At 63.7% G+C, this 25320-nt stretch carries 21 protein-coding genes; 11 read left to right on the forward strand and 10 right to left on the reverse strand.

The annotated features are described in order from the left end of the window. Nucleotides 1-50 precede the first annotated feature (50 nt). The 6 genes from BLS26_RS25675 to BLS26_RS25700 all read left to right on the forward strand — a co-directional run bounded on the left by BLS26_RS25675 (nucleotide 51) and on the right by BLS26_RS25700 (nucleotide 6844). Entirely contained in the window at nucleotides 51-641 is a 591-nt protein-coding gene (locus BLS26_RS25675; RefSeq protein ID WP_092515366.1) for a glutathione S-transferase family protein, read from the forward strand. A gap of 20 nt (nucleotides 642-661) precedes the next feature. Further along, on the forward strand, nucleotides 662-1132 hold the full coding sequence (locus BLS26_RS25680; RefSeq protein WP_092515367.1) for a GNAT family N-acetyltransferase: 471 nt from the start codon (nucleotides 662-664) through the stop codon (nucleotides 1130-1132). Nucleotides 1133-1419: 287 nt separating this feature from the next. Next, nucleotides 1420-1632, forward strand: a complete 213-nt coding sequence (locus tag BLS26_RS25685; RefSeq protein ID WP_244541683.1) for a hypothetical protein — start codon at nucleotides 1420-1422, stop codon at nucleotides 1630-1632. 79 nt (nucleotides 1633-1711) lie between these two features. Continuing rightward, nucleotides 1712-2884 carry a phosphoserine transaminase gene (locus BLS26_RS25690; RefSeq protein WP_092515368.1) on the forward strand — a complete coding sequence of 391 codons (1173 nt, stop codon included), beginning with the start codon at nucleotides 1712-1714 and terminating at the stop codon, nucleotides 2882-2884. Between the two features lie 168 nt (nucleotides 2885-3052). After that, on the forward strand, nucleotides 3053-4642 hold the full coding sequence (gene serA, locus BLS26_RS25695; protein ID WP_092515369.1) for a phosphoglycerate dehydrogenase: 1590 nt from the start codon (nucleotides 3053-3055) through the stop codon (nucleotides 4640-4642). 228 nt (nucleotides 4643-4870) lie between these two features. Beyond that, on the forward strand, nucleotides 4871-6844 hold the full coding sequence (locus BLS26_RS25700) for a methyl-accepting chemotaxis protein (RefSeq protein WP_092515370.1): 1974 nt from the start codon (nucleotides 4871-4873) through the stop codon (nucleotides 6842-6844). 120 nt (nucleotides 6845-6964) lie between these two features. On the opposite strand, the gene BLS26_RS25705 is transcribed toward BLS26_RS25700, so the two are convergent. Further along, a complete protein-coding gene (locus BLS26_RS25705) occupies nucleotides 6965-7987 on the reverse strand; it encodes an AraC family transcriptional regulator (protein WP_092515371.1) in 1023 nt (340 codons plus the stop codon). Nucleotides 7988-8213: 226 nt separating this feature from the next. Here BLS26_RS25705 and BLS26_RS25710 point away from each other — a divergent pair, with 226 nt between their 5' ends. Both BLS26_RS25710 and BLS26_RS25715 read left to right on the forward strand, forming a co-directional pair. Next, complete coding sequence (locus BLS26_RS25710) at nucleotides 8214-8858, forward strand: response regulator transcription factor (protein WP_092515372.1); 645 nt, start codon at nucleotides 8214-8216, stop codon at nucleotides 8856-8858. 155 nt (nucleotides 8859-9013) lie between these two features. Then, on the forward strand, nucleotides 9014-10678 hold the full coding sequence (locus BLS26_RS25715; RefSeq protein ID WP_092515373.1) for a mucoidy inhibitor MuiA family protein: 1665 nt from the start codon (nucleotides 9014-9016) through the stop codon (nucleotides 10676-10678). Nucleotides 10679-10734: 56 nt separating this feature from the next. Here the strand turns inward: BLS26_RS25715 and BLS26_RS25720 are convergent, their stop codons facing one another. The 4 genes from BLS26_RS25720 to BLS26_RS25735 form a co-directional block, all read right to left on the reverse strand. Continuing rightward, on the reverse strand, nucleotides 10735-11577 hold the full coding sequence (locus BLS26_RS25720) for a carbohydrate ABC transporter permease (protein ID WP_371361025.1): 843 nt from the start codon (nucleotides 11575-11577) through the stop codon (nucleotides 10735-10737). 58 nt (nucleotides 11578-11635) lie between these two features. Continuing rightward, the gene (locus BLS26_RS25725; protein ID WP_092515375.1) at nucleotides 11636-12592 is read right to left on the reverse strand and encodes a carbohydrate ABC transporter permease; all 957 of its coding nucleotides are present in this window, start codon (nucleotides 12590-12592) and stop codon (nucleotides 11636-11638) included. Between the two features lie 108 nt (nucleotides 12593-12700). Then, on the reverse strand, nucleotides 12701-14035 hold the full coding sequence (locus tag BLS26_RS25730) for an ABC transporter substrate-binding protein (protein WP_092515376.1): 1335 nt from the start codon (nucleotides 14033-14035) through the stop codon (nucleotides 12701-12703). A 73-nt stretch (nucleotides 14036-14108) separates the two neighbouring features. Beyond that, a complete protein-coding gene (locus BLS26_RS25735) occupies nucleotides 14109-15152 on the reverse strand; it encodes a C-terminal binding protein (protein ID WP_092515377.1) in 1044 nt (347 codons plus the stop codon). Nucleotides 15153-15413: 261 nt separating this feature from the next. On the opposite strand from BLS26_RS25735, the gene BLS26_RS25740 reads away from it, so the two are divergent. Together BLS26_RS25740 and BLS26_RS25745 are read left to right on the forward strand one after the other, a co-directional pair. Then, nucleotides 15414-17099, forward strand: a complete 1686-nt coding sequence (locus BLS26_RS25740) for a methyl-accepting chemotaxis protein (protein WP_092515378.1) — start codon at nucleotides 15414-15416, stop codon at nucleotides 17097-17099. Nucleotides 17100-17393: 294 nt separating this feature from the next. Beyond that, nucleotides 17394-19079, forward strand: a complete 1686-nt coding sequence (locus tag BLS26_RS25745) for a methyl-accepting chemotaxis protein (protein WP_092515379.1) — start codon at nucleotides 17394-17396, stop codon at nucleotides 19077-19079. Between the two features lie 142 nt (nucleotides 19080-19221). On the opposite strand, the gene BLS26_RS25750 is transcribed toward BLS26_RS25745, so the two are convergent. Both BLS26_RS25750 and BLS26_RS25755 read right to left on the reverse strand, forming a co-directional pair. Further along, entirely contained in the window at nucleotides 19222-20193 is a 972-nt protein-coding gene (locus tag BLS26_RS25750) for a tripartite tricarboxylate transporter substrate binding protein (protein ID WP_092515380.1), read from the reverse strand. 66 nt (nucleotides 20194-20259) lie between these two features. Continuing rightward, nucleotides 20260-21195, reverse strand: a complete 936-nt coding sequence (locus BLS26_RS25755; protein ID WP_092515381.1) for a DMT family transporter — start codon at nucleotides 21193-21195, stop codon at nucleotides 20260-20262. 131 nt (nucleotides 21196-21326) lie between these two features. Between BLS26_RS25755 and BLS26_RS25760 the strand changes: the two genes are divergently transcribed. Continuing rightward, on the forward strand, nucleotides 21327-21728 hold the full coding sequence (locus tag BLS26_RS25760) for a DUF1330 domain-containing protein (protein ID WP_092515382.1): 402 nt from the start codon (nucleotides 21327-21329) through the stop codon (nucleotides 21726-21728). A gap of 94 nt (nucleotides 21729-21822) precedes the next feature. On the opposite strand, the gene BLS26_RS25765 is transcribed toward BLS26_RS25760, so the two are convergent. The 3 genes from BLS26_RS25765 to BLS26_RS25775 all read right to left on the reverse strand — a co-directional run bounded on the left by BLS26_RS25765 (nucleotide 21823) and on the right by BLS26_RS25775 (nucleotide 24907). Next, complete coding sequence (locus BLS26_RS25765) at nucleotides 21823-22965, reverse strand: alpha-hydroxy-acid oxidizing protein (protein ID WP_371361027.1); 1143 nt, start codon at nucleotides 22963-22965, stop codon at nucleotides 21823-21825. Nucleotides 22966-23076: 111 nt separating this feature from the next. Then, nucleotides 23077-23886, reverse strand: coding sequence for an MlaD family protein (locus BLS26_RS25770; RefSeq protein ID WP_092515384.1), 810 nt, complete (start codon nucleotides 23884-23886; stop codon nucleotides 23077-23079). 91 nt (nucleotides 23887-23977) lie between these two features. Then, nucleotides 23978-24907 (reverse strand): DMT family transporter, encoded by a 930-nt coding sequence (locus BLS26_RS25775; protein WP_092515385.1) that lies wholly within the window; start codon nucleotides 24905-24907, stop codon nucleotides 23978-23980. Nucleotides 24908-25320: the final 413 nt, after the last annotated feature.

Here is a 25320-nt window from a genome sequence, read left to right on the forward strand (position 1 = left end):
ACAGATTTCTCTCCGCCTGCTGCTCTGCCGTCTCCCAAGAGGCGGCCAGCATGAAAATCTACGGCGATATCAATTCGGGCAATTGCCTGAAGGTGAAATGGGTGTGCGATCGTCTCGCGCTGCCCTACGATTGGGTGGCGATCGATACACTCAAGCAGGAAACCCGGACGCCGGAATTTCTGAAAGTGAACGATGCCGGCCAGGTGCCTGCGGTCGCGCTCGACGACGGCCGCACGTTGGCGCAATCCAACGCCATCATCCGTTATCTCGCCGGCGGCAGCGATTTGATTCCTTCCGATGCTTTCGCACAGGCCAAGATGGACGAATGGCTGTTCTGGGAACAATACAGCCACGAGCCCTATATCGCGGCGTGCCGCTTCCACATGTTCTATCTGGGCAGGCCGGCCTCCGATCTCGATCCCGACAAGGTCAAGCGCGGCTACGCAGCGCTGGCGCGGATGGAGCATCAACTCGCGATCACGCCATTTCTGGTCGGTAACGCCGTCTCGCTGGCCGACGTTTCGCTGTTGGCTTATACGCGCGTGGCGCATGAAGGTGGCTTCGATCTCAGTGGCCATCCTTCCGTGCGCCGCTGGATCGGCGAGACCGAGAAGCATCTCGGCCTGACGCCGGCGCGCTGAAATCCCATCTGGAAAAACTCATGACTGCGATCTCGAAAGTCACCATCCGCCGCGTCTGTCGTGAGGACGTCGCCGTCATTGTCGGCATGCTGGCGGACGATCCGCTCGGTGGCGCCCGCGAACGGATCGAAGATCCGCTGCCGCAATCCTATTACACGGCGTTCGAGACCGTCGAGCGCGATCCGAACATCCAGCTCGTGGTCGCCGAGGACGGCGACGGCGCTGTCGTCGGCTGCCTGCAATTGTGCATCCTGCCTGGCTTAAGTTCGCAGGGCGCCTCGCGTGGCCTGATCGAGGACGTCCGCGTCGCCAGCCATTGTCGCAGCCGCGGCATCGGCGAACTGTTGGTACAGTGGGCGCTTGGGGAAGCGCGCGGCAAAGGCTGCAAGCTGGTCGAGTTGCTGACGCACCATACCCGCGTTGATGCGCAGCGGTTCTATGAAAGGCTCGGCTTTGCGCGCAGCCATGTCGGCATGACCGTTCGATTTTGACGCGTCGACGATGACTGGAGCCTTTTCCGTTCCGATGGAATCGGAACGGGGCTCCAGATTTTTGATTTGACGCGTTTTCTTGCCGCGAACCGGTTTCCACTTCGCTGGAAAAACGCTCTATCCGCAAGGTTGCGAGGCGCCGTCGGCCAATGCCTGCGGTGGTGTTCACTCCGCAATCCGGTTAACAACCGGTAAACTACGCGGGCGTCCGTAAATTTACTGGGAGGAGCGTCTCCGCTATGCCGACGTCTCCCATGGGGCGGCGTGGGCAGCGTGGGGATTTTCCGATGGGTAATTATTCGATCGTTCGCGACGGCAACGAATATGTGGTGCGGGCCGGCGAGAAAAGCGTTCTGAAGATTGCCAGCCGGCGGCGCGCCGCCAAGCTGATTTCCGACGCGGTCGAATTGCTGGAGAAGCAGCCCGCGCCATCGGCAGAGGTCGAGAACACATCAATTGTCCCCGATCTCGGAGCAATTCTCGACTCGCAGGTTCCTTGACGGTCGGGCACGTTTACCTTATGTACCGCGGCGGGACACCTCCCCCCAACGGGAGGCTTACTATCTGGAAGGATAGATCATGACCGTAGCGAAGCCCGCTTCGCGGCCCAACGTGCCGCATTTCTCCTCCGGCCCCTGCGCCAAGCGCCCCGGCTGGAATCCCCAAAATCTCAAGGACGCAGCGCTCGGCCGCTCGCATCGTGCGAAGGTCGGCAAGGCCAAGCTCAAGCTCGCGATCGATCTGACGCGCGAAGTGCTTGAAGTGCCGGCCGGCTACCGGATCGGCATCGTGCCGGCGTCCGATACCGGCGCGGTCGAAATGGCGCTGTGGTCGTTGCTCGGCGCGCGGCCCGTCACCACCATCGCCTGGGAATCGTTCGGCGAGGGCTGGGTCAGCGACATCGTCAAGGAATTGAAGCTCAAGGACGTCACCAAGCTGCATGCCGGCTATGGCGATATCCCCGATCTTTCCAAAGCCGATCCCGCTTCCGACATCGTCTTCACCTGGAATGGCACCACCTCGGGCGTGCGCGTGCCCAACGCCGACTGGATCAAGGCAGACCGCGAGGGCCTCACCATCTGCGACGCGACCTCGGCGGCGTTTGCGCAACCGCTCGACTGGCCGAAGCTCGATGTCGTCACGTTCTCCTGGCAGAAGGCGCTGGGCGGCGAAGCCGCGCACGGCATGCTGATTCTGTCGCCGCGTGCGGTGGAACGGTTGGAGACCTACAAGCCGGCATGGCCGCTGCCGAAGATTTTCCGCATGACCAAGGGCGGCAAGCTCAACGAAGGCATCTTCGAAGGCGAGACCATCAACACGCCGTCGATGCTGTGCGTCGAGGACTATCTCGATGCGCTGAACTGGGCGAAGTCGATCGGCGGCCTCAAGGCCCTGATCGCCCGCGCCGACGCCAACACCAAGGCGCTGGCCGACTGGAAGGCGAAGACGCCTTGGATCGACTTCCTGGCCAGGGACGTCTCGATCCGCTCCAACACCTCGGTGTGCCTCAAGATCGTCGATCCCGCGATCACCTCGCTGACGGCAGATGCGCAAGCGGACTTTTCGAAGAAGCTGGTCGCGCTGGTCGAGAAGGAAGGCGCCGGTTTCGACTTCGCCTATTACCGCGATGCGCCCGCGGGCCTGCGGATCTGGTGCGGCGCCACCGTGGAAGCGTCCGACGTCGCATTGCTGACGCAGTGGATCGATTGGGCGTTCGCCGAGATCAAGGCGGCGTTGCCGAAGGCGGCGTAAGTTTCACCCTCCCCTGAAGGGGGAGGGTCGACGCACCGTGAGATGCGTCGGGCTGCGGTGATCGCTCTCCCAATCCGACGCACGCAAATTTCACATTGACAGTTTCACCCCACTCCGGCGCGTCGCGCCGCCCCTCCTCCTCCAGGGGAGGGCGAAGGAAACATTCAGATGTCCAAGCCAAGGGTTCTCATTTCCGACGCGCTCTCTCCCGCCGCCGTGCAGATCTTCAAGGATCGCGGCATCGAGGTCGACTTCCAGCCCAATCTCGGCAAGGACAAGGACAAGCTCGCCGAGATCATCGGCAATTATGACGGGCTCGCCATTCGTTCGGCGACGAAGGCGACCGCCAAGATTCTCGAGAAGGCGACCCGGTTGAAAGTGATCGGCCGCGCCGGCATCGGCGTCGACAATGTCGAAATCCCGGCCGCCACCGCCAAGGGCATCATCGTGATGAATACGCCGTTCGGCAATTCGATCACGACCGCAGAGCACGCGATCACGCTGATGCTGGCGCTGGCGCGCGAAATTCCGCAGGCCGACGCCTCGACCCAGGCCGGCAAGTGGGAGAAGAACCGCTTCATGGGCGTCGAGATCACCGCCAAGACGTTGGGCGTGGTCGGCTGCGGCAATATCGGCGCCATCGTCGCCGACCGTGCGCTCGGCCTGCGCATGAAGGTGATCGCGTTCGACCCGTTCCTGTCGCCGGAGCGCGCCAAGGATATCGGCGTCGAGAAGGTCGAGCTCGACGAGCTGCTCAAGCGCGCCGATTTCATCACGCTGCATACCCCGCTGACCGATAAGACCAAGAACATCATCGACGTGGCTGCGATCGCCAAAATGAAGAAGGGCGTGCGGATCATCAACTGCGCCCGCGGCGGCCTGGTCGACGAGCAGGCGCTGGTCGATGCGCTGAACTCCAAGCATGTCGCGGGCGCCGCCTTCGACGTGTTCGTCGAGGAGCCCGCCACCACCAACGTGCTGTTCGGCCATCCCAACGTGATCTGCACGCCGCATCTCGGCGCCGCCACCACGGAAGCGCAGGAGAACGTCGCACTCCAGGTCGCCGAGCAGATGTCGGATTATCTTTTGACCGGCGCGATCTCGAACGCGGTGAATTTCCCGTCGATCACGGCGGAAGAGGCGCCGAAGCTGAAGCCATTCATCGAGCTTGCCGAAAAACTCGGCTCGTTCGCGGGCCAGCTCACCGAGACCGGCATCGCCAAGGTGCAGATCACCTATGAGGGCCATGTCGCCGAAATGAAGATCAAGGCGATCACGTCGGCGGTGCTGTCGGGCCTGCTGCGGCCGATGCTGGGTGAGGTCAATGTGGTCTCGGCGCCGGTTGTCGCCAAGGAGCGCGGCATGGTGGTCGACGAGATCGTGCGCGCCGCGCATAGCGACTACGAAAGCCTGATCACGGTGACCGTCTCGACCGAGCGGCAGGAGCGTTCGGTCTCGGGCACCGTCTATCATGACGGCAAGCCGCGGCTGGTCGACATCAAGGGCATCCGCATCGACGCCGAATTCGGCAAGTCGATGATCTACGTCACCAACGAGGACAAGCCGGGCTTCATCGGTGCTTTCGCGAGCCTGCTCGGCGACGCCAAGCTCAACATCGCCACCTTCCATCTCGGCCGCGTCAAGCAGGGCGCCGACGCCATCGCGCTGGTCGAGGTCGACGGTGCTGTGCCCGCTGACGTGCTTAGCAAGGTGCAGGCGTTGCCGCAGGTCAAGCAGGCCAAGGCGCTGACCTTTTAAGAAGGCGCTGACTTTTTAAGAAGGCGCTGACGTTCCAGTCCGCCTGTTTTTTCGGCATTGCGATTTGGATCCCTCCCTCTGCGGGAGGGGTCGTCGCGTACCTGCCTGCAATTTGCGCAGCGACACGTAATCTTACGTGGTTAGAACTTTACTAAAAGTTGCAGGATCGCGCGCTAAAGCTGCAGGAACAGGTTTCTCGTTTCGAACCGACCTCCTCAGGAGATCAGCATGCGGTCTCTTTCCTTGCGTCTCACCCACAAGATTACGGCGATCGGCGTCATCGGCCTGATGGGCGTCGTGCTGGTCGGCGGCATCCACCTCTACGGTGAGAACGCGGTGGCCGGGTATCGCAGCGCCGCGGAAAGCGCGCGTAGCGTCGCCGAACTGAACCGCCAGATCGAAGTGGAATTGCTGGAAGGCCGCCGGGCCGAAAAGGATTTCCTGCTGCGCAACGACGCGAAGAAGGCGGACAGCCAGATCGAGATCGGCAAATCCGTTGCCGTCGATATCGACCGGTTGCGCGACAAGGTCGTTGCGATCGGCAAGCCCGATCTCGCCCGCCAGATCGAGGCGATGCAGGCGTCGCTCAAAAAGTATCAGGCGAATTTCGTCGCCGTCGTCGAACAGAAGCGCGAGCTCGGCCTCGACGAAAAGTCGGGCCTCGAAGGACGCCTGCGCAATTCGGTTCACGATATCGAAGCGCGGGTCGAGGCGCTGCATGAGCAGTCGCTGCTGGTCACCATGCTGACGATGCGCCGCCACGAAAAGGATTTCATGCTGCGGCGGGACGCCAAATATGGCGAGGACATGAAAAAGCGCAGCGCCGAATTCCTCGCCGGCGTCGAGAACGCGACTATTCCGGAAGCCGCCAAGACCGAGCTGTCGCAGAAGCTCGCCGACTATCAGCGCGACTTCCAGGCCTGGATGGGCCAGGCGCTGAAGCTGGCCGCCGAACTCAAGTCGATGTCGGAGGCGTTTGCGGCGGTCGAGCCGGTGATCGAGGGGGTATCGAAATCGGTGACCGCAATCAGGGCCGAGGCCGAGCAGTCGGACCGCTCTGAACGGGAAGACATCCAGCGCCTGATTGGCGTCGCCATTGCCGTGATTGCGGTGCTGGTGATGGGCGCAGGTCTCCTGATCGGTCGCTCGGTGTCGAAGCCGCTGAAAGCCATGACCACGGCCATGATCGAGCTTGCCAACGGCAATTTTGCCGTCGTGCTTCCCGGCCTCGGCCGGCGCGACGAGATCGGTGAGATCGCGCAGGCGGTCGAGACCTTCAAGATCAATGCCGAGCAAAAGGCGCGGGACGAAGCCGAGGAAAAGAGCCGGCAGGAACGGCTGCTGGCCGAACAGCGCAAGGCCGACATGATCCGGATGGCGGACAGTTTCGAAGGCGCGGTCGGTGAGATCGTCGAGACGGTGTCTTCGGCTTCCACCGAACTGGAAGCCTCGGCGGATGCGCTGACCTCGACCGCGACGCGTTCACAGCAACTTGCCACCATGGTGGCGGCGGCCTCCGAGGAGGCCTCGACCAACGTGCAGTCGGTGGCGTCGGCGACCGAGGAGCTATCCTCCTCGGTCAACGAGATCAGCCGCCAGGTGCAGGAATCGGCGCGGATGGCCAACGAGGCCGTCGGTCAGGCGCAGCAGACCAACGACCGGGTCGGCGAGTTGTCGCTGGCGGCGGCCCGGATCGGCGACGTCGTCGAACTCATCAACACCATCGCGGGACAGACCAACCTTTTGGCCCTCAACGCGACGATCGAGGCGGCGCGCGCCGGTGAGGCCGGCCGCGGCTTTGCGGTGGTGGCTTCCGAAGTCAAGGCGCTGGCCGAGCAGACCGCCAAGGCGACCGGCGATATCGGCCGCCAGATCGCCGACATCCAGTCCGCCACGGCGCATTCCGTCAGCTCGATCCGGGACATCAGCGGCACCATCGCAAAACTGTCGGAAATCTCGTCGACCATTGCAGCCGCCGTGGAAGAGCAGGGCGCCGCCACCCAGGAAATCTCGCGCAACGTGCAGCAGGCGGCGATGGGCACGACCCAGGTCAGCGCGCACATCTCCGACGTCAAGCAGGGCGCGACCGAAACCGGTTCGGCCTCGGCGCAGGTGCTCTCGGCCGCGCAGTCGCTGTCGGGTGACAGCAACCGTCTCAAGCTCGAAGTCGGCAAATTCCTGAACTCGGTACGCGCGGCGTGAGGCTGGCCGGTTCTGATTAAATCAGAACCGGGCTCTTTTGTTTGACGCGTTTTCTTTACGCGAACCGGTATCCACCCCGGATCAAGTCCGAGGGCATGCTTCGCTCGAAAACGCTATTCGCTACCAGCGGGCAGCCATCATCGCCCGCCGCCGGCCGCCGCCGCGCCAATCGGTGATGCTGCAGCCGAACCTGCCGCGAAACCACCGCGCCAGCGCGCTCTGCGCCGAGAAGCCGAGCAGCCCGGCGATCTCTTTCAGCGGCCGGTTGCCGTCCTCGACCAGCCGCATCGCGATATCCGCGCGCTCGGCATCCAGGATGGTGGAAAAAGTCGTGCTGCATTCCCTGAGGCGGCGATGGATGGTGCGGCGGTCGCAGGCCAGATGCTCGGCGACGGTTTCGATCGTGCAGTTGCCGCCCGGCAGCAGCACCCGCATCAGCTCGCGCACTTTGCCGTCCCAGTGTTCCGGGCGCGCGCCGATTTCCTTCACCCGGTTCTCGACGTAGCTCGCCAGCATCGGCTGCGCCGTCGGGATCGCGCGGTGCATGTCGCGCGCGTGACAGACGATGGCGTCGAACTCGGAATCGAACGTGACATCGCAGCCGAAGAATTTTCGGTGATAGGTCCGGCGCAGCGGTGGCGCATGCGCCAGATGAACCTCCAGCGGCCGCCAGTCCGCCGGCATCAGCGAGACCATCAGCCGGTGGATTCGGCCCAGCGCCAATTCCCTCGACTGCCGGGTGGCGCGCTGCGGGCCGCCGCGCAGGAACATCGCGATCGTGACCAGGTCATCGCGGCGGTCGATTTCCAGCCGCATCGCCTCGTTCTGAATTTGAATGTAGCGCGCCAGCGCTTCGAGCGCCGCGCCGACGGTGGCCTGTTCGCGAACCACGAGCGCCACCGGTCCGAGCGCGGAGAAGCCGCCGCGCTCGGCCAGCCGCAGTCCGAACTCCTCGACACCGGCGGCCTCGGCGGAGGCTTCGAGCAGGCGGCGGACGCTGCCGACGGCGACGCGCAGGTCCGGGCTCTCAAGGCAATGCAGCGGAATCCGTGCCTGTTTCAGCATCGCCCTGGGGTCGATGCCCACGGATCGGGCAATCTCTGCGTAATGCGTCAGGCTGGCGCTGCGTATCAGATCGGTCATGCTTCAATCTTCAATCGATGTCCCGAAATGTAAAATATCTGTCCCCATCGGTCAAACGCATTGTTCCGATCCAGTATAAATACGTGACCGAAATACCGGGACACCGGCGCGTTTGAGCGCCGGGCTCGTTGGATCGCAGCACAATTATTGACCCGTCTGTTTCGGTCACCTGCCGGCGATCCCCCAAAGCCATATCGATCAAAGTATTTTTTGCCTGGGGGCAGCCATGCCGTGGAATGCGACGTCCAGACGTGAGGTATTCGTCATCGACGATGACGCGAGAACGCGGGAAGCGCTGTCGAACGGCCTGCAGGAAAAAGGCTACGACGTCATCAGCTTTGCCGACGGCGCCGCGCTATTGTCCTACGCAAAAACCCGCACGCCGGCCGGCGTCTTCATCGAGGTCGACGCGGTCGACCGCTCCGGCTTCGAGGTGCTGAAGAAACTCCGTTCGGAAAATTGCCCGGCGCCGATTTTCGTCACCTCGGCCCATGGCGCCATTCCGCTGGCGGTCGATGCGATCCGCCACGGCGCGTCCGATTTCATCGTCAAGCCGGTCCGCATCAGCGAAGTCGTCGAGCGGTTCGAGGAAGCCATCGCCGAACATTCGGAGTCGGCATCGACGGACGATCTTTCGAAGGTCTCGCTCTATGTTCCCGGCGGCGAGCCCTTGACCGCCCGCGAGCGCGAGGTGCTGGCGCGGCTTGCGATCGGCGAGACCAACAAGGAAATTGCGCGCTATCTCGGCCTCAGCGCACGAACGATCGAAGGCTATCGGGCCGGCATCATGCGCAAGGTCGGCGCCCGCACCGCGGCCGAACTGCTCCGTCGTGTGTTCAGCCAGAATCGCCATCAGGCTCGCTATCCCTGAAAGGGCTGCGACGCTGTCGCACCCGTGGCCGCGGTCCTGCCGCTGGCCAGCCACATGGAAACCCCAATCGAACCGGTTCCTTCTCCGCTGCGTCTCATCACCAGGGGTGGTGGGCTTTTGCGCACCGTCTTGACGACGGATCAAGGAGGGAATCCATGCGATCGATTGCCAACAGTCTTGTTACGACCAGCCTCGTTGTCCTGGCCGGGCTCGCCGCCGCACAGGCGCGGGCGGCCGACCTCGACGCCGCTTCGGCGGTCGACGCCGTCACCGTCTATCCCGATGGCGCCAGCGTCACGCGGGTCATCACACTCGATCTTCCGGCCGGCGACCATTCGGCGATCCTCAAGGATTTTCCGCTGACGCTGGATCCGTCGTCGCTGCGGGTCGAAGGCGAGGCGGGTGCGAAACTCACCATCGGCGCGATCGACACCAGGCCGCCGCGCGCGGCGCCTCCGGCCAACCTGCCCGAACTCGACAAGCGCATCGAGGCGCTGAAAGACGAGCGCGCCAACCTGCAGGGCGCGATCGAAGCCGCCGCCGCGCGGCGCAAGTTCGCCGAGCGCTTTGCCGAAGCCTCACCGGCCGGCATCGGCGACAAGGGCGAGGCACGCCCCATTGCCGAGTGGCGCGCTGCCTTTGCCGCGGTCGGTGAGGAAGTTGCCTCCGCCGATACGGCGATCCGCGACGCCGAACGCAAGCAGCGCGAACTCGACCGGCAGATCGCGCAACTCGAACAGGATCGCGCACAGAAGCCGTCGAACAGGCTCGAAGTGCGGATCGACCTGGCGGCGGCTGCCGCCACCAAAGCGACGCTGCGCGTGACCTATGCGGTGCGCAATGCTCGCTGGGTGCCGCTGTACGACGCGCGGCTCGATACCGGCGCGAAGGAGCGCAAGCCCGCGCTCGAACTGGTGCGCCGCGCCGAGATCACCCAGAACACTGGCGAGGACTGGTCCAATGTCGCGCTGTCGGTCTCGACCGTGCGCACCGCGCGCGGCGGCAACGCGCCGGACCTGAATTCGCTGATCGTGCAGTATCCGCAACCGCCGCGCCCGATGCCGGCGGCACCGATGGGTGCGGCCTCCGACAGCCAGCGGCTGTTTGCGCGCGGCGGGCTCGCCAAGCTGGCCGAGCCGGCTCCCGAACGCGCCGACGAGCAGCAGGCCACGGCCGATGTCGGAGGCTTCCAGGTGATGTTCAAGATTCCCGGCCGCGTCAGTCTCGGCGCCAGCGAAGGCGCCAAGAGCCTGCGCGTCTCGAGCGTGACGTTGGCGCCCGATCTGGCGGTGCGCGCCGTGCCGGTGAGGGATCCGACCGCGTTCCTCGAAGCCAGTTTCAAGCAGAACGAGGACGCGCCGCTGCTGCCGGGCCGGGTCTCGATTTATCGCGACGGCAGCTTCGTCGGTCGCGGCCAGCTGGCCGCCGCCGGCAAGGACGAGACGGTGCGGCTCGGTTTCGGCGCCGACGACAAGATCAAGATCGAACGCGCCGTCGTCAAACGCAACGAAGGCTCGGCCGGCCTGATCGTGACGACGTCGAAGACCGACGAGCGTTCGTTCAAGACCACGGTGCGCAACGGCCACGACTTCCCGATCAAAATCGCAATCGAGGACCAGTTGCCGGTCAGCGAGAACGAGGAAATCCAGGTCGAAATGCTCCCCGCCACGACGCCGCCGACCGCAACCAACTTGCGCGACAAACGCGGCGTGCTGGAATGGGCCTATGACGCCAAGCCCGGCGAGGTCAGGGACATTGCCTTCGCGTGGCGGGTGCGGTGGCCGAAGGACAAGGGCGTGGTGATGATTCCTTCAGGCTAGGCACCGATGTCGCTGCTACCTCTCCCCGCAAGCGGGGAGAGGTGAAGCGCATCGCGCTATTCCTTCACCGCGCCGGTCAGCGAGGAGACGTAGTAGTCGACGAACAGCGAATAGAACACCGCGACCGGCAGCGAGCCGAGCAGCGAACCCGCCATCAGCGCGCCCCATTGATAGACGTCGCCGGAGACCAGTTCGGTCAGGATCGCCACCGGGACGGTCTTGTTGGCGCTGCTCTGGATGAAGGCGAGCGCGTAGATGAATTCGTTCCACGACAGCGTGAAGGAGAAGATGCCGGCCGAGATCAGGCCGGGCACCGCCAGCGGCAGCGTGATCCGCCACAGGATCTGCAGCCGCGTCGCGCCGTCGACCAGCGCGCATTCCTCGAGCTCATAGGGGATAGATTTGAAATAACCGATCAGGAGCCAGGTGCAGAACGGCACCAGAAAGGTCGGGTACACCAGGATCAGCGCCAGCGGACTGTCGAACAGGCCGAACTGCACCACCACCGTCGCCATCGGAATGAACAGGATCGACGGCGGCACCAGATAAGCGAGGTAGATCCCGAGGCCGACATAGGGACTGCCGCGGAAGCGCAGCCGCTCGATCGCGTAGGCCGCGAGCGTGGAAGCGAACAATGAAAGGGTCGTCGATCCGATCGCCACCAACATCGTGGTCTTCAGCCAGCGCGGATAGGCGGTGTTGAACAGGAGATGCCGGATGTGGTCGATGGTCGGCGAGGTGATCCAGAACGGGTTGTGCTCCTTGTAATTCAGCAGCTCGGCGTTCGGCTTGAACGAGGTGATCGCCATCCAGTAGAACGGAAACAGCAGGATCAGCACGAAGCAGGACAGCGGCAGATAGATCATCATCACCCGCCGCGCCCGCGAATCCCACGCCATGGTATCCGGCGTGGCGCTGGCGACGTTGGTGGATTGCAAAACTTGAGTACTTTGCGCGTCAGTCATTGCTCTCTCCCTGCTGCCATTTGCGGCGGGCAAGGCCGAAGTAACTGAACAAGGTCGCGAACACCAGGAACGGGATCATCGAGACCGCGATCGCGGCACCTTCGCCAAGTTCGCCGCCGGCGATGCCGCGCTGGAACGCCAACGTCGCCAGCAGATGCGTCGAGTTGACCGGACCGCCGCGGGTGATGGCGTAGACCAGCTGGAAATCGGTAAAGGTGAAGATGATCGAGAACGTCATCACGATCGCCAATATCGGCATCATCATCGGGAAGGTGATGTAGCGGAAGCGCTGCCAGGCCGAGGCGCCGTCCAGCATCGCCGCCTCATAGAGCGAAGGTGAAATTGTCTGCAGGCCGGCCAGCAGCGAGATCGCCACGAACGGTATGCCGCGCCAGATATTGGCGGCGATCAGCGAGAACCGCGCCGGCCACGGCGTGCCGAGGAAATCGATATTGTGGGTGCGGATGTGCAGCACGTCGACCAGGAGATAGGAGATGATCGAGAACTGCGGATCGTAGATCCACCAGAACGCCAGCGCCGACAGCACCGTCGGCACGATCCACGGCAGCAATATGATGGCGCGCAGCAGGTTCTTGAACGGAAAATGATTGTTCAGCAGCAGCGCCAGCCAGAAGCCGAGCGCGAATTTTCCGAAGGTGGCGATCGCAGTGTAGATTACGCTGTAGAACACCGCGTTCCACCACAGGGGATCGCTGAGCAGATACTGAAAGTTTTCGAGGCCGACGAACACGCCGCGCCGGCCGATGGTGGTGTCGGTGAAGGCGAGCCAGACGCCGAGGCCGAGCGGATAGGTCAGGAATACCGCGAGCAACCCGATCGCCGGCGCGAGGCAGACCGTGATCAGGAACGGCTTGTAGTCGAACAGCCGCACCAGCCAGCCCGGCTGCCGATGAATGGTTCGCCGCGATGGGAGTGTGGTCACGGACATCAGGTTTTGATCCTCGGAGCCCAGTCATTCCGGGGCGATGCGCGAGCATCGAACCCGGAATCTCGAGATTCCGGGTCTGGTCCTGCGGACCATCCCGGAATGACGGCATCAAGAGCGGCGGAAATACCGCTTCGCCCGCCGTTCTGCTTCGGCTGCCGCGGCTTCCGGCGTCGCGGCATCGGTGGCGACGGAGGCGCACATCTGCACCAGCACGTAGTCGGCGTTGACGGCGCCGGTCGCGGTCGAGATCGGCCCCTTGTAGCCGTTGTAATAGTTGCTCTTCATGGTGTCCTTGAAGATCGCGACCTTGGGATCGCCCGACCACACCGCGGCATCGGCATAAGCCGCCAGCGGTTGCGCCCAGTAGCCGCTGTTGGCGTTGAGCCAGGGCTCGTACTGCTCCTTTTCCAGCATGAACTGCAGGAAGGCCTTGGCGGCGTTGGGATACGGGCTGTGCTTGAACACCATCGCGTTCAGCGTCAATCCCGACATCGGCGGGACCGGTGCCAGGCCCTTGGGCAGCAACTGGTGTTCGGTATCCTCGGCGATCGCGGCCGTCGCCGGATCCTTCTTCAGCGAGAAATACAGCGAGACGCCGTTGGCGGTCAGCGCGATTTCGCCGGACGAGTAGGCGCGGTTGTTGCTGACGTCGTTCCACGACGGCGTGCCGGCGATGAAGGTCGGATAGAGTTGTTTCAGGTAATTCAGCGCGGCGATGGTTTCCTTGCTGTTGATGATGACGTTGCCTTCTTCGTCCAGCAGGGAAGCGTTGTGCGACCACAACAGCCAGCTTGCAAAGCCGTTGCCGTCGCCGACGGCGTTGCCGAGCGCGAAGCCCGCCGGCTTGCCGGCCGCCTGCAGCTTCTTGCAGAGGTCGAGAATCCCGGCATGGTCGTCCGGAACCCGGTCGAAGCCGACCGACTTGAGAATGGACTTGCGGTAGACCAGCGGGCCGCCGCTGGCGCCGAACGGCAAACCGATCCAGACGTTGCTCTTGCCTTTCATGCCGTATTTCTTGGCCAATGCCAGCCAGCCGCCATAGCGTTTGCCGATGTAGTCGGCGACGTCGGTGAGTTCGACCAGCTTGTCGACATAGATGTGCGGCGAGTCGCCGAAACCGATGATGATATCCGGGCCGGCGCCTGAGTTTGATGTCACCGCGGTCTGCTGGTTGATGTCTTCCCAGCCGACGAAGTCGACCTTGACCTCGACGCCGGTCTTGGCGGTGAAGCTGGCGGCATTGGCGCGGAACACCTCTTCGTCGGCCGGCACGAACCGGACCGGCCGCAGCATGCGCAGGCTCGCGCCTTTTTCGATCGGGAGCGCCGGCGCCGGAACGTCGGCGGCTTTGATGTCCGCGCGCGCCGATGTGCCGGTGGCCGCAAGCGCCGCAGTGGAAACGCCCAGCACGAGCGCATCGCGACGGGTGATGTCGTTCCTCATGGTGTTCTCCCTGTTTTTTGGGTTCCCGGCGTTGAATCGCCGGTGAACCTTCCGTTCGAACGTACTCGCGGTGTCAGCTATTCGGTCCGCGATCCATGCTGACGGGTTGCCAGCGGCGAAGCGCGGTGTTCTGCAGCACCGACGGATTGACGCAGCTTACCGGCCACATTCCCTGCAGGACCAGTGACAATTCGTAGCCCACACGGCGCTTGCGCGCCTCGTCGAAACGTGCCGAGGCCGAGGCGACATGGGCGGTCAGCGTGACGTTTTCCATGGATAGCATCGGGTTGTTGTGCGACGGCGGTTCTGTTTCCAGCACGTCGAGGGCGGCATGCGAGATCCAGCCTTCCTGCAGCGCCTTGATCAACGCTTCCTCGTCCACCGTGGCGCCGCGGCCGGTGTTGATGAAGATCGCGCTCTTTTTCATCTGCTTGAAATGCTTCTCGCCGAGCATGTGGTGCACCTCGGGCCGGGCAGGCGCATGCATCGACAGGAAGTCGGATTGCGACAGCACCTCCGACAGGGTTGCGGGGATCACGCCATGGTCGGAAATCAGGGTTTCCTGGATGAAGGGATCGTAAGCGATCATCCGCAGGCCGAACGGGGCGGCGCGCTTGGCGACCGCACGCGCGACGCGGCCGAACGAAATGAAGCCGAGCGTCTGGCCCATCAGCCGCGGGATCTTCAAAAGGGCCGGGCGGCCCTCGGACCAGCGGCCGGAACGCACCATCTTGTCCTGCTCGACCAGCCGCCGGAAGCCTGAGAGCAACAGCATCATGGCGTGATCGGCGACCTCCTCGATGAAGGTGTCAGGGATGTTGGTGACGGGGATGCCGCGGGCGGTGGCGGCCTTGACGTCGACGCTGTCGACGCCGACGCTGCCGAGCGTGATCACCTTGCAGTTTTCCAAAGCGTCGATCACGGTTTTGGTGATCCGCATGCTCTTGGCGTAGATCGCGTCGGCGGTTTTGGCGGCGGCAATGAATTCCGCCTCGTTGGCTGGCGCCTCGATGATTTCGGCGTCGATCGGATCGAGCGCCTCCTTTTCATAGTCGTAATTGCTGCTGGCGACGGAGAAGCTCGCGCCCTTCGGCGTCAAAATCCTGAATTTCGGCATTTCCTGTTTCCCCCGATTTTATTCTTCGGTGTTGGTTGTGACGGCGACAACGCGGCGCCGTCTTCATCGTTCACGCGGCCTTTTTCACGGCGTTGGCCGTTTTCCGTCGCATTCCCGGTCCTCCGAGGGACCTTCCCTTTTGTCGCCTGGTCAGGACTTCTACGGAGGACGCTTAACAGAGTTCTAAAGGGTCTCACGATACCGTGCCTTGAATCAATCCGCCAATCGCATGCCCGCGCACCCGCTACCGGAGAAATCCCTGTGAAGCTGACCAATATGAAGATCACCCCCAAACTCGGTATTTTGGTGGGTGTGACCCTGCTCGGCCTCTGCGCGGCCGGCATCCTCGCGGGTTATTTGATGCAGCGCGAGATGTTCAATGCGCGCCTCGACCAGACCAAGGCGATCGTCGATATGGGTCTTAATCTGGCGGCCGGCCTGAAGAAGCAGGTCGATGCCGGCGAAATGACCAAGGAAGCTGCGATTGCCGAGTTAGGCAAGCGGGCCAATACCCTGACCTACGACAAGGGCGCGGGTTACCTGTTCGGCACCGCCTATAACGGCATCACGATTATGGCGCCCGATCCCAAGCAGGTCGGCACCAACCGCATGGACGTGGTGACCAACGGCCGCAAGCTGTCCGTGGAACTGATGGACGGCGTCAAGGCCAACGGCTCGATCTTGCTGTTCTATGAATATGTGAAGCCCGGCGAGGAAAAGCCGATCCGCAAGATGGGCTACGCCGTCGCCGTCCCCGGCTTCGACATGTACCTCGGCACCGGCGCCTATCTCGACGATCTCGATGCCAAGATGAAGCCGATCGCGTGGCTGCTGGGCCTGGCTATTCTCGGTATCGGCGTGATTTCAGGCTCGATCGCCTGGATGATCGGCCGCAGCATCAGTAAGCCGCTGGGCGAACTCGGCGCGCGCATGCAGGCACTGGCCGACGGCAAGCTCGACGGCGCGATCCCCGGCCTCGGCCGCGGCGACGAAGTCGGCGCGATGGCTGCGACCGTGCAGATCTTCAAGGACAATGCGGTCCGCATCCGCGGGCTGGAAGAGGCCGAGGCTGCGACCCAGGCCCGCGCCAAGGCGGATCGCCGCGCCGCGATGGAAAATATCGCCAGCGATTTCGAGCGCAGCGTCACCGGCATCGTCCGCTCGGTATCGACGGCTGCCGCCGGCATGCAGTCGACCGCCCAGTCGATGACGGCGACCGCCAGCGACGCCAGTTCGCGCGCCGCCACGGTCAGCGCCGCAGCCGAAAGCTCGTCGAACAATGTCGGCACCGTTGCCGCCGCCGCGGAGGAGCTCTCCAGTTCGGTCGGCGAGATCTCCCGCCAGGTGGCGCGCTCCAGCGAGATCGCCAGCAAGGCCGTGGGCGATGCCGAGCGTACCAACGCCACCGTCGGCGCGCTCTCGACCGGCGCCGAGAAGATCGGTGAAGTGGTCAAGCTGATCCATTCGATTGCCGCGCAGACCAATTTGCTGGCGCTGAACGCGACCATCGAAGCGGCGCGCGCCGGTGAATCCGGTCGCGGGTTCGCGGTCGTGGCTTCCGAAGTGAAGGCGCTGGCCAACCAGACCGCCAAGGCGACCGAGGAAATCTCGGCGCAGGTTGCCGCGATGCAGGCTTCGACCAGCGAAGCCGTCACCTCGATCGGCGGCATCACCGAGACCATCGCGCAGATGAGCGAGATCACGGTGAGTATTTCGACCGCGATCGACCAGCAGGGCGATGCCACCCGCGAGATCGCGCGCAACATCCAGTCGGTGGCGGCCGGATCGAGCGAGATCAACGCCAATATCGGCGGCGTCACCACCGCGGCCGCAGCGACCGGCAAGGCCGCGTCCGAAGTGCTGTCGAACGCCCGCGAACTCGACAACCAGTCCGGCATGCTGCGCAGCGCGGTGGATGAATTTTTGGCCAAGGTCCGCGCGGCGTAAGTTTCACGCGTCACACCCAAACGTCGTCATGCCCGGGCTTGTCCCGGGCATCCACGTCTTTGGACGCAGCGAAAAGAAAGTAAGTCGTGGATGGCCGGGTCAAGCCCGGCCATGACGATAGAGTTGGGCGTCGGGCGCCTCGCTGCTGTCTGACGATTGCTGCTTTTTTCGTGCCCGTGCTTCTACGGAGCCGTTTCGTAACAAAGCGCTAAATGGTGGGGAACTAGCGTGGCGCCGACCGTTCCCTCGCGAATCGCGTGCGCGTCCAGCGCGCCATTTTTCCGGAGATCTCCCGTGAAGCTGACCAATATGACGATCACCCCCAAACTCGGTATTTTGGTGGGCGTGACCTTGCTCGGCCTTTGCGCGGCGGGCGTTCTCGCCGGCTACCTCGTGCAACGCGAAATGATGAACGCCAAGATCGACCAGCTTCACGCGGTCGTCGACATGGCGCGCAACATGGCGGCCGGGCTGCAGAAGCAGGTCGATGCCGGCCAGATGACCAAGGAAGCGGCGATCGCGGAATTCGGCAAGCGCGGCAATTCGCTGACCTTCGACAAGGGCCAGGGCTATCTGTTCGGCTCGACCATGGAAGGCGTCACGGTGCTGGCGCCCGATCCCAGGCAGATCGGCCAGAACCGCCTCGATACCATCACCAATGGAAGAAACATCGGGCGCGAATGGCGCGATGGCGTTGCCGCCAAGGGCGAGCACACCATGGTCTACGAGTATATGAGGCCCGGTGAGGAAAAGCCGATCCGCAAGATCGCCTATGCGGCCGCCATTCCCGGCTGGAACATCTATGTCGGCAACGGCGCCTATCTCGACGATCTCGATGCCAAGTTGGCGCCGATCGCGTGGCTGCTGGCCTTGGCCATTCTCGGTATCGGCCTGATTGCGGGCTGCATCGCCTGGGTGATCGGCCGCAGCATTTCCAAGCCACTCGGCGCCCTCGGCGACCGCATGCGGGCGCTGGCCGACGGCAAGCTCGACGGCGAGATTCCTGGCCTCGGCCGCGGCGACGAAGTCGGCGCGATGGCCGCCACCGTGCAGATCTTCAAGGACAACGCGGTCCGCATCCGCGGGCTCGAAGAGGCTGAGGCTGCGACCCAGGCCCGGACCGCGGCGGAGCGCCGCGTGGCGATGGAGAATATCGCCAGCGATTTTGAGCGCAGCGTCACCGGTATCGTCCGTTCGGTATCGACGGCTGCCGCCGGCATGCAGTCCACCGCGCAGTCGATGACGACGACCGCCAGCGACGCCAGTGCGCGCGCCGCCACCGTCAGCGCAGCCTCCGAAAGCTCGTCGAACAATGTCGGCACCGTTGCCGCCGCCGCGGAGGAATTGTCGAGTTCCGTGGGCGAGATTTCCCGGCAGGTGGCGCGCTCCAGCGAGATCGCCAGCAAGGCGGTCGGCGATGCCGAGCGCACCAACGCCACCGTCGGCGCGTTGTCGACCGGCGCCGAGAAGATCGGCGAAGTCGTGAAACTTATTCACTCCATCGCCGCGCAGACCAATTTGCTCGCGCTGAACGCCACCATCGAGGCCGCGCGCGCCGGCGAGTCCGGCCGCGGTTTTGCGGTCGTCGCTTCCGAAGTGAAGGCGCTGGCCAACCAGACCGCCAAGGCGACCGAGGAAATCTCGGCGCAGGTTGCGGCGATGCAGGCTTCGACCAACGAAGCTGTGACCTCGATCGGCGGCATCACCGAGACCATCGCCCAGATGAGCGAAATCACGGTCTCGATTTCGACCGCGATCGACCAGCAGGGCGACGCCACCCGCGAGATCGCGCGCAACATCCAGTCGGTGGCGGCAGGCTCCAGCGAGATCAACGCCAATATCGGCGGCGTCACCACGGCGGCAGCGGCGACCGGCAAGGCTGCCTCCGAAGTGCTGTCGAACGCCCGCGAACTCGACAACCAGTCCGGTATGCTGCGCAGCGCGGTCGATGAGTTTTTGGCCAAGGTCCGCGCGGCGTAACCAGCGATCACCGTCGCGTTCCCCGGATGCAGCGCAGCACGTAGTGATGCGCTGCTGGTCCGGGGTCCATGGGTCCCGGCTCTGCGGCGCAGCGTGAAGGACGCTGCACCGCGTCCGGGACACGTAATTTGTCGGAGCGCCGTCACTGCTTCTCGATCCCCGCCGCCGTAATCAGCTTCTCCCACAGCACCAGCTGCTCCTTCAGGAACGCGTCGAACTCTTCCGGCGGGCCCGAGAAGGCTTCCATGCCGCGCTCGGCGAGCTGGCTCTTGATGTCCGGCCGCTCGACGATCTTGCGGATTTCCGCGTTCAGCTTGACGACGATATCCTTGGGCATGTTGGCCGGGCCGAGATAGCCCTGCCATGAGGTGATATCAAAACCCTTCACGGTGTCGTCCATGGTCGGAAGCTCCGGCAGCAGCGCCGAGCGCTGTTTGGTGGTGACGGCAAGCGCCTTCAGCGCCTTGCCGTTGACGTGCGGCAGGCCGGTCGGGACGTCGACGAACATCATCGAGACGCGGCCCGCGATCACGTCGGTCAGCGCCGGCGGCGAGCTCTTGTAGGGCACGTGCAGGAGGTCGATGCCGGCGAGGCGGGCGAAGGTCGCGCCCGAGACGATCGCCGACGAAGAGCCGCTGGCATAGGAGTACTTGCCCGGCTCCTTCTTCGCCAGCGCGATCAGTTCGGCGACTGAGTTGGCCGGAATTTCCGGATTGATCACCAGCATGAAGGGCAGGTCGCCGGTTCGCGCGATCGGGGTGAAATCCTTGACCGGGTCGTAGCTCATGGTCTTGAGCAGAAACGGATTGGCCGAATGCGTGGTGTTGGTGGTCACGAACAGCGTGTAGCCGTCCGCCGGCGAACGGGCGACGTAGCTCGCCGCGATCGAGCCGTTGGCGCCGGCCTTGTTGTCGATCACGGTGTTGACGCCGAGCGCCACGCCGAGTTCCTTGCCGATCAGGCGGGTGGTGGTGTCGGTGCCGCTGCCGGCGGCGAACGGCAGCACCAGCGTGATGTTGCGGTTCGGATAGGGCGCCTGCGCGAAAGCCGCGGCAGTCAGCGTCAGGTAAATGGCAGCCGTGGCGAGCCGGCACGGGTGCGACAATGCGATCATCGTACGTTTCCTCAAATAGGTTTTTGGTGTGTTGGCGAGCAGGCTAGCCTGCCTGTACCACTAAATCTACGCCTTCGCCGAGGCGCGTCTTGACGCAATCACGACGCCGGCAAGCACCAGCGCATAGCCGGCCAGGTGATACAGCCGGAGTTGCTCGCCGAGCAGGAGGATCGCCATCGCCGAACCGAACATCGGCACCAGATGAAAGAACGGCGCCGCACGATTGGGCCCGATCAGCGCAATACCGCGGTTGAAGAACGTATAGGCCAGCGTCGACGGGAATATGATGACGTAAGCCAGCGTCGCCATCGAAATCGCATCGAGTTTCAGCGTCACGCCGGTCGAAAACTCCCAGATCGAAAACGGCACCAGCATGGTCGCGCCGCAGCAGGTGGTGAACGAAATCAGCGACAGCGGATGCGTCACCGGCCGGCGCAGCATCAGCGCCGAATACAGCCCGAACGCCACCAGCGAACTGCCGAACATCAGGTCGCCGCGGTTGAAGCGGATGCCGGCGAGCGCACTCCAGTCGCCGCGCAGAATGATGGTAAGCACGCCGACCAGCGAGATCGCGATCCCGGCAAGTTGAGCACCGGTCAAGCGGACCCCGAACAAAGCCAACGTCCACACCGCCACGAACAGCGGGCCGGCGGACTGGATCAGCAGCGCATTCAGCGCCTCGGTATATTGCATGGCCCAGAACGAAACGGCGTTGTTGTAGGCAAAGCCGAGTACCGACAGCAGCAACAATAGCGGCAGATGCGCGCGCAACACCGGCCAGTCGCGCTTCAGGTGCGGCCAGGCGAACGGCAGCAGGATCAGGAACGTCCCGTACCAGCGCAGGCAGGACAGCGTCAGCGGTGGTACGTGGCCGGCAACATGGCGCGCCAGCACGATATTGCCGGCCCAGAACAGCGAGGTCAGGGTCAGCAGAATATACGGCTGGTTGTTGAGCCAGCGGACCGGACCTGGGGACGGCGCTGAAGGGGCGGGCTGGGACATGATCTCTGACAACGTTGCGCCGGAATCATATCGCGCGACAAGTCCCGCGCCTGCAATGCTACAATGTGCAAGGTTCTGTTGAATTGAGGCTCTGTTGAATCAAGGCTCTGTTGGTTGCCGGGGAGCAAAAAATGGGCGTCGATCTGTTGAACGTCAGGGGTCTCGAAGCGATGGAGCTTCAGGCGCCGGTGGTGATGGTGAACCTGATGCGATTCCGCGAGCGCTCGCTCGACGGCGACGGCTCCGGCTGGGACGCCTATCTGCGCTACAGTGCGCTGACGGTGCCGATGATCAAGGCGCGCGGCGGCACGCTGCTGTGGACCGGCGACGCCAAGGCGGTGGCGCTGGGCGCCGAGGCCGGCAATCAGTGGGATTATCTGGCGCTGGTGTATTATCCTGATGTGGCGGCGTTCATCGACATGATGACGTCGACGGATTACGAGACGAACTGCGATCCGCACCGCACCAATGGTTGCGCCGAGCATGTGATCATCGCGACGAAGGAAGCGTACAGCAAGTTCAAGGTGGGGTAGTTACTGCCGTCATTGCGAGCGCAGCGAAGCAATCCAGACTTTCTTCTCGGATAGATGGATTGCTTCGTCGCTTCGCTCCTCGCAATGACGGGAGCTAAAACTTCCTTACCAGATCCGGCGTGATCTCGCTCAGCTTGCGAATCCCGAGCAGTGCGAGGTCGCGGTCGATCTCGGCCTGCAGCAAGGTGATCGCGCGGGTCACGCCGGCCTCGCCGCCGGCGATCGCGGCGTAGAGGAACGGACGTCCGATCCAGACGAAATGGGCGCCGAGCGCGAGCGCCTTGATCACGTCGGTGCCGCGGCGGATGCCGCCGTCGACCATGATGGTCATGCCTTTTGATTCCGCTGCGATCTCCGGCAGCGTGCGCAGGCCGGATAGGGTGTAGTCGAGCTGGCGGCCGCCATGGTTGGAGAGCATCAGGCCGTCGACGCCGCTCTCGCGCGCGATTCGCGCATCGGCGGGCGAGACCAGGCCCTTGACCACGAGCTTGCCCTTCCAGCGGCGGCGGATCAGTTCGACATGCTTCCAGGCGAGCTGGTCGCGATGGCCGATATTGCGCATCAGGTTCTTGGCCAGCACCGGCGGGCCGCGCTGCGCGTCCATGTTCTCGAAATGCGGCATGCCGAAATTCTTCACGGTGCGCGCCCAGGTGCCGAATAGCCAGTGCGGATGGCTCGCGACATCAAAGGCGACGCGGGGCGTGATCGCCAGCGGCACCTGAAAGCCGTTGCGGATGTTGTTCTCGCGGTTCGGCGGCACCGGAACGTCGGCCGTGACCACGAAGGTGTCGTAACCGGCCGCAGCGACCCGATCGACCAGCGGCTCGATCCGTTCCGGCACGCCGGCGAGATAGGCCTGGTACCACGCATCCTGATTGGCGCGGCGGACGTCTTCCAGCGTGATCAGCGACGAGGCGCTGAGAATCATCGGCACGTTCGTTTCGCGCGCGGCCTTCGCCAGCACGATGTCGCCGCGATAGGCGCACAGCGCCGAGGAGCCCATCGGCGGGATGCCGAACGGCGAGGCGTAGCTCTTGCCGAACAAGGTCGCGGTCTGGTCGCGGCCGGAGACGTCGTTGAGCACGCGCGGCACGAAACCGTATTCGTCGAGCGCTTTGCGGTTGTCGCGCACCGCAGCGTCGCTCTCGGCGCCGCCGGAAATATAGCCGTAGAGGAATTTCGGAATTCGCCGCCGTGCCGTCGCTTCGAAATCATCCAGCGCCAGATACTTTTTCAGATGGCGCGGAACGGTGCTCTCGGCGCGGGTGACGGTGGCGGGCGGCGGGGTGACGGTGGCGGATTTGTCGAGCACGGCGTTTCCTGTTTTTGTTATTGTCGTGGCTTCAGCCTATCGCCTTGGCGGCGCTGCGCCAAACTTGCTGCTGTTGATGGACTGGCTGAGATCGCCGAGCATTTTCCGGGCATCGTTCAGCATTCTGTCGGACTTCTTGTCAAAGCTCTCGATCAATTCGCGCATCGAAATCACGGTCGGTAGTAATTCGCCGCCATATTTGTCGCTGGCGAGGCCACCGAGAAAATCCTGGGTCTTGGTCAGCGCGTTGTCGACGCTGCTGATGCCGGCGTCCGCCGTGTTGACGATGTTGGTGATCCGCTCGCCGCTGCCGGACAGCGAAGCGGTAAAGGTTTCGAAATTCAGCAGCGTGTCCTTGACCGCCGTCTCGTTGTCGGTGATCGCCTTGTCGACGTTGCGCAGCGCCCGGCGGATTTTCTCCTGCAGCCCGAGCGTGCCTTCGGCGTCGGCGGTCAGTTCCGGAATGCCGTCCGCCCCCTTGGGCGGCGGCGGCGCGCCGTCGGAGCCGCCGGTGAACGAGATCGCCGCGATACCGGTGAGGCCCTGGAATTCGAGGCCGACCTGGGTGTCCTTGCGCACCGGCGTGGCGCCGTCGATCATGGTCAGCGCCACGACGCGGCGCGGATGGTCGAGCTTCAGCGACACCACCTCGCCGACCCGGATGCCGGCGAAATTGACGCTGCCGCCCCTGCGCAGGCCGGAAGCGGAACCTTCGAAGATCACCCGGAAAGGCACCTGCTGCCGGATGCCGGCGATCTTGCGGTAGGTCAGGAACGCGCCGAACGACCCGGCAATCAGGGCCAGGGTCAGGGTGCCGATCATCAGATTGCTGGCGCGCGCTCTCATCGGGGTGCCTTGCAAAGCATTCCGGAACGATAGCGGATTTGACCCGCCAAGTCACCGCGTAGCGTTTTCAAGCGAAGTCTCAGAACCGGCTCTACGTGCTTTGCTGCTTTCGCGACGCCACGAACACACCGGTCAAGACCAGCGCAAAGCCGATGAACTGGAACGCCTGCGGATGTTCGCCGAGGAAGGCGATCGACATCACGGTGCCGAACACCGGCACCACGTGAAAGAAGGGGGCGGCGCGGTTGGCGCCGATCAGTTGCACGCCGCGATTGAAGCAGAGATAGGCCAGCGTCGAGGGAAACAGCGCGACATAGACCAGCGTCAGCAGGTTGGCGGTGTTGAACTCCATCGGCGGCCGCGCGACCAGTTCCCAGATGAACAGCGGGATCAGGCAGGCGGCACCGGCGCCGAAGGTAAAGGCGACGAACGACAGCGCGTGGATGTCGGGGCGCTTCAGCGACAGCACCGAATACAGCGCGAAGATCACGAGCGCCACGATGAAGATCAGGTCACCCTTGTTGAAATCGATCTTGGACAGCGTGGTGAGGTCGCCATGCAGCAGGATCACCAGCACGCCGCACAGCGACAGCAGCACGCCGAACGCCTGCGCCGGCGTCAGCCGTATGCCGAGCAGCAGCAGCGACCAGATCGCGACCACCAGCGGGGACGCCGACTGCAGCAGCAGCGTGTTGAGCGCCTGGGTGTGCTCGAGCGCCCAGTATTGCAGGGTGTTGAAGGCGCCGATGCCGGTGATCGCAAGCACGATCATGATGCCGAGGCGGCCGCGGATCGCGGCCCAGTCGCGCACCAGATGTTTCCAGGCAAACGGCAGGATGATCAGGAACGCGAACGTCCAGCGCAGGAACGAAAGCGTGACTGGCGCGATGTGCCCGGCCGCGAGCCGGCCGACGATGGCGTTGCCGGCCCAGCACATCGCGGTGATCGAGAGCAGCAGATAGGGCTGGTTGGCGATCCAGTTGCCGGCCGGAGCGCGGGAGGCTGGTTCGGAAGCAGACATTCGCGGCCCATTGCGTTTTCGAACGAAGTGAAAGCGGGTTCGCGCCTGGCAGCGCCCGGTCATGGCGCCGCGGCCCGCCCAGCACCCGCCACAGACACGGATTTGACGGCTGCATCAATGGGGCAGATGCATCGCGACCATGCGCGGTCGCGAAACGCGGCGCGCCGCGCGCCATCGGCCGTTCGGGGTTGCCAGGGAGGGTGCGAATATGCAATCTAAAGGTGATCCCGGAGCGTGACCCAATCCGATTTTGTTTGGATGAACGGGTGACGCAGGCGGCAACGCAGGCATTATGCGCAATACGTCAGGCATTATGCGTAATGCATTAAGCGCAATGCATTAAGCGTAACATCAAGCGTAACAATTGAGTTGAGTTCAGGGTATTGAGTTCGAGCTTTGAATTGCAGGCAGGT

Source organism: Afipia sp. GAS231 (assembly GCF_900103365.1).
Classification (GTDB): domain Bacteria; phylum Pseudomonadota; class Alphaproteobacteria; order Rhizobiales; family Xanthobacteraceae; genus Bradyrhizobium.

Bases quoted from the DNA above. Each gene is read 5' to 3' on its own strand.
- BLS26_RS25675 (WP_092515366.1), top strand. From the start codon at position 51: ATGAAAATCTACGGCGATATCAATTCGGGCAATTGCCTGAAGGTGAAA.
- BLS26_RS25680 (WP_092515367.1), top strand. From the start codon at position 662: ATGACTGCGATCTCGAAAGTCACCATCCGCCGCGTCTGTCGTGAGGAC.
- BLS26_RS25685 (WP_244541683.1), top strand. From the start codon at position 1,420: ATGGGTAATTATTCGATCGTTCGCGACGGCAACGAATATGTGGTGCGG.
- BLS26_RS25690 (WP_092515368.1), top strand. From the start codon at position 1,712: ATGACCGTAGCGAAGCCCGCTTCGCGGCCCAACGTGCCGCATTTCTCC.
- serA (WP_092515369.1), top strand. From the start codon at position 3,053: ATGTCCAAGCCAAGGGTTCTCATTTCCGACGCGCTCTCTCCCGCCGCC.
- BLS26_RS25700 (WP_092515370.1), top strand. From the start codon at position 4,871: ATGCGGTCTCTTTCCTTGCGTCTCACCCACAAGATTACGGCGATCGGC.
- BLS26_RS25705 (WP_092515371.1), bottom strand. From the start codon at position 7,987: ATGACCGATCTGATACGCAGCGCCAGCCTGACGCATTACGCAGAGATT.
- BLS26_RS25710 (WP_092515372.1), top strand. From the start codon at position 8,214: ATGCCGTGGAATGCGACGTCCAGACGTGAGGTATTCGTCATCGACGAT.
- BLS26_RS25715 (WP_092515373.1), top strand. From the start codon at position 9,014: ATGCGATCGATTGCCAACAGTCTTGTTACGACCAGCCTCGTTGTCCTG.
- BLS26_RS25720 (WP_371361025.1), bottom strand. From the start codon at position 11,577: ATGGCGTGGGATTCGCGGGCGCGGCGGGTGATGATGATCTATCTGCCG.
- BLS26_RS25725 (WP_092515375.1), bottom strand. From the start codon at position 12,592: ATGTCCGTGACCACACTCCCATCGCGGCGAACCATTCATCGGCAGCCG.
- BLS26_RS25730 (WP_092515376.1), bottom strand. From the start codon at position 14,035: ATGAGGAACGACATCACCCGTCGCGATGCGCTCGTGCTGGGCGTTTCC.
- BLS26_RS25735 (WP_092515377.1), bottom strand. From the start codon at position 15,152: ATGCCGAAATTCAGGATTTTGACGCCGAAGGGCGCGAGCTTCTCCGTC.
- BLS26_RS25750 (WP_092515380.1), bottom strand. From the start codon at position 20,193: ATGATCGCATTGTCGCACCCGTGCCGGCTCGCCACGGCTGCCATTTAC.
- BLS26_RS25755 (WP_092515381.1), bottom strand. From the start codon at position 21,195: ATGTCCCAGCCCGCCCCTTCAGCGCCGTCCCCAGGTCCGGTCCGCTGG.
- BLS26_RS25760 (WP_092515382.1), top strand. From the start codon at position 21,327: ATGGGCGTCGATCTGTTGAACGTCAGGGGTCTCGAAGCGATGGAGCTT.
- BLS26_RS25770 (WP_092515384.1), bottom strand. From the start codon at position 23,886: ATGAGAGCGCGCGCCAGCAATCTGATGATCGGCACCCTGACCCTGGCC.
- BLS26_RS25775 (WP_092515385.1), bottom strand. From the start codon at position 24,907: ATGTCTGCTTCCGAACCAGCCTCCCGCGCTCCGGCCGGCAACTGGATC.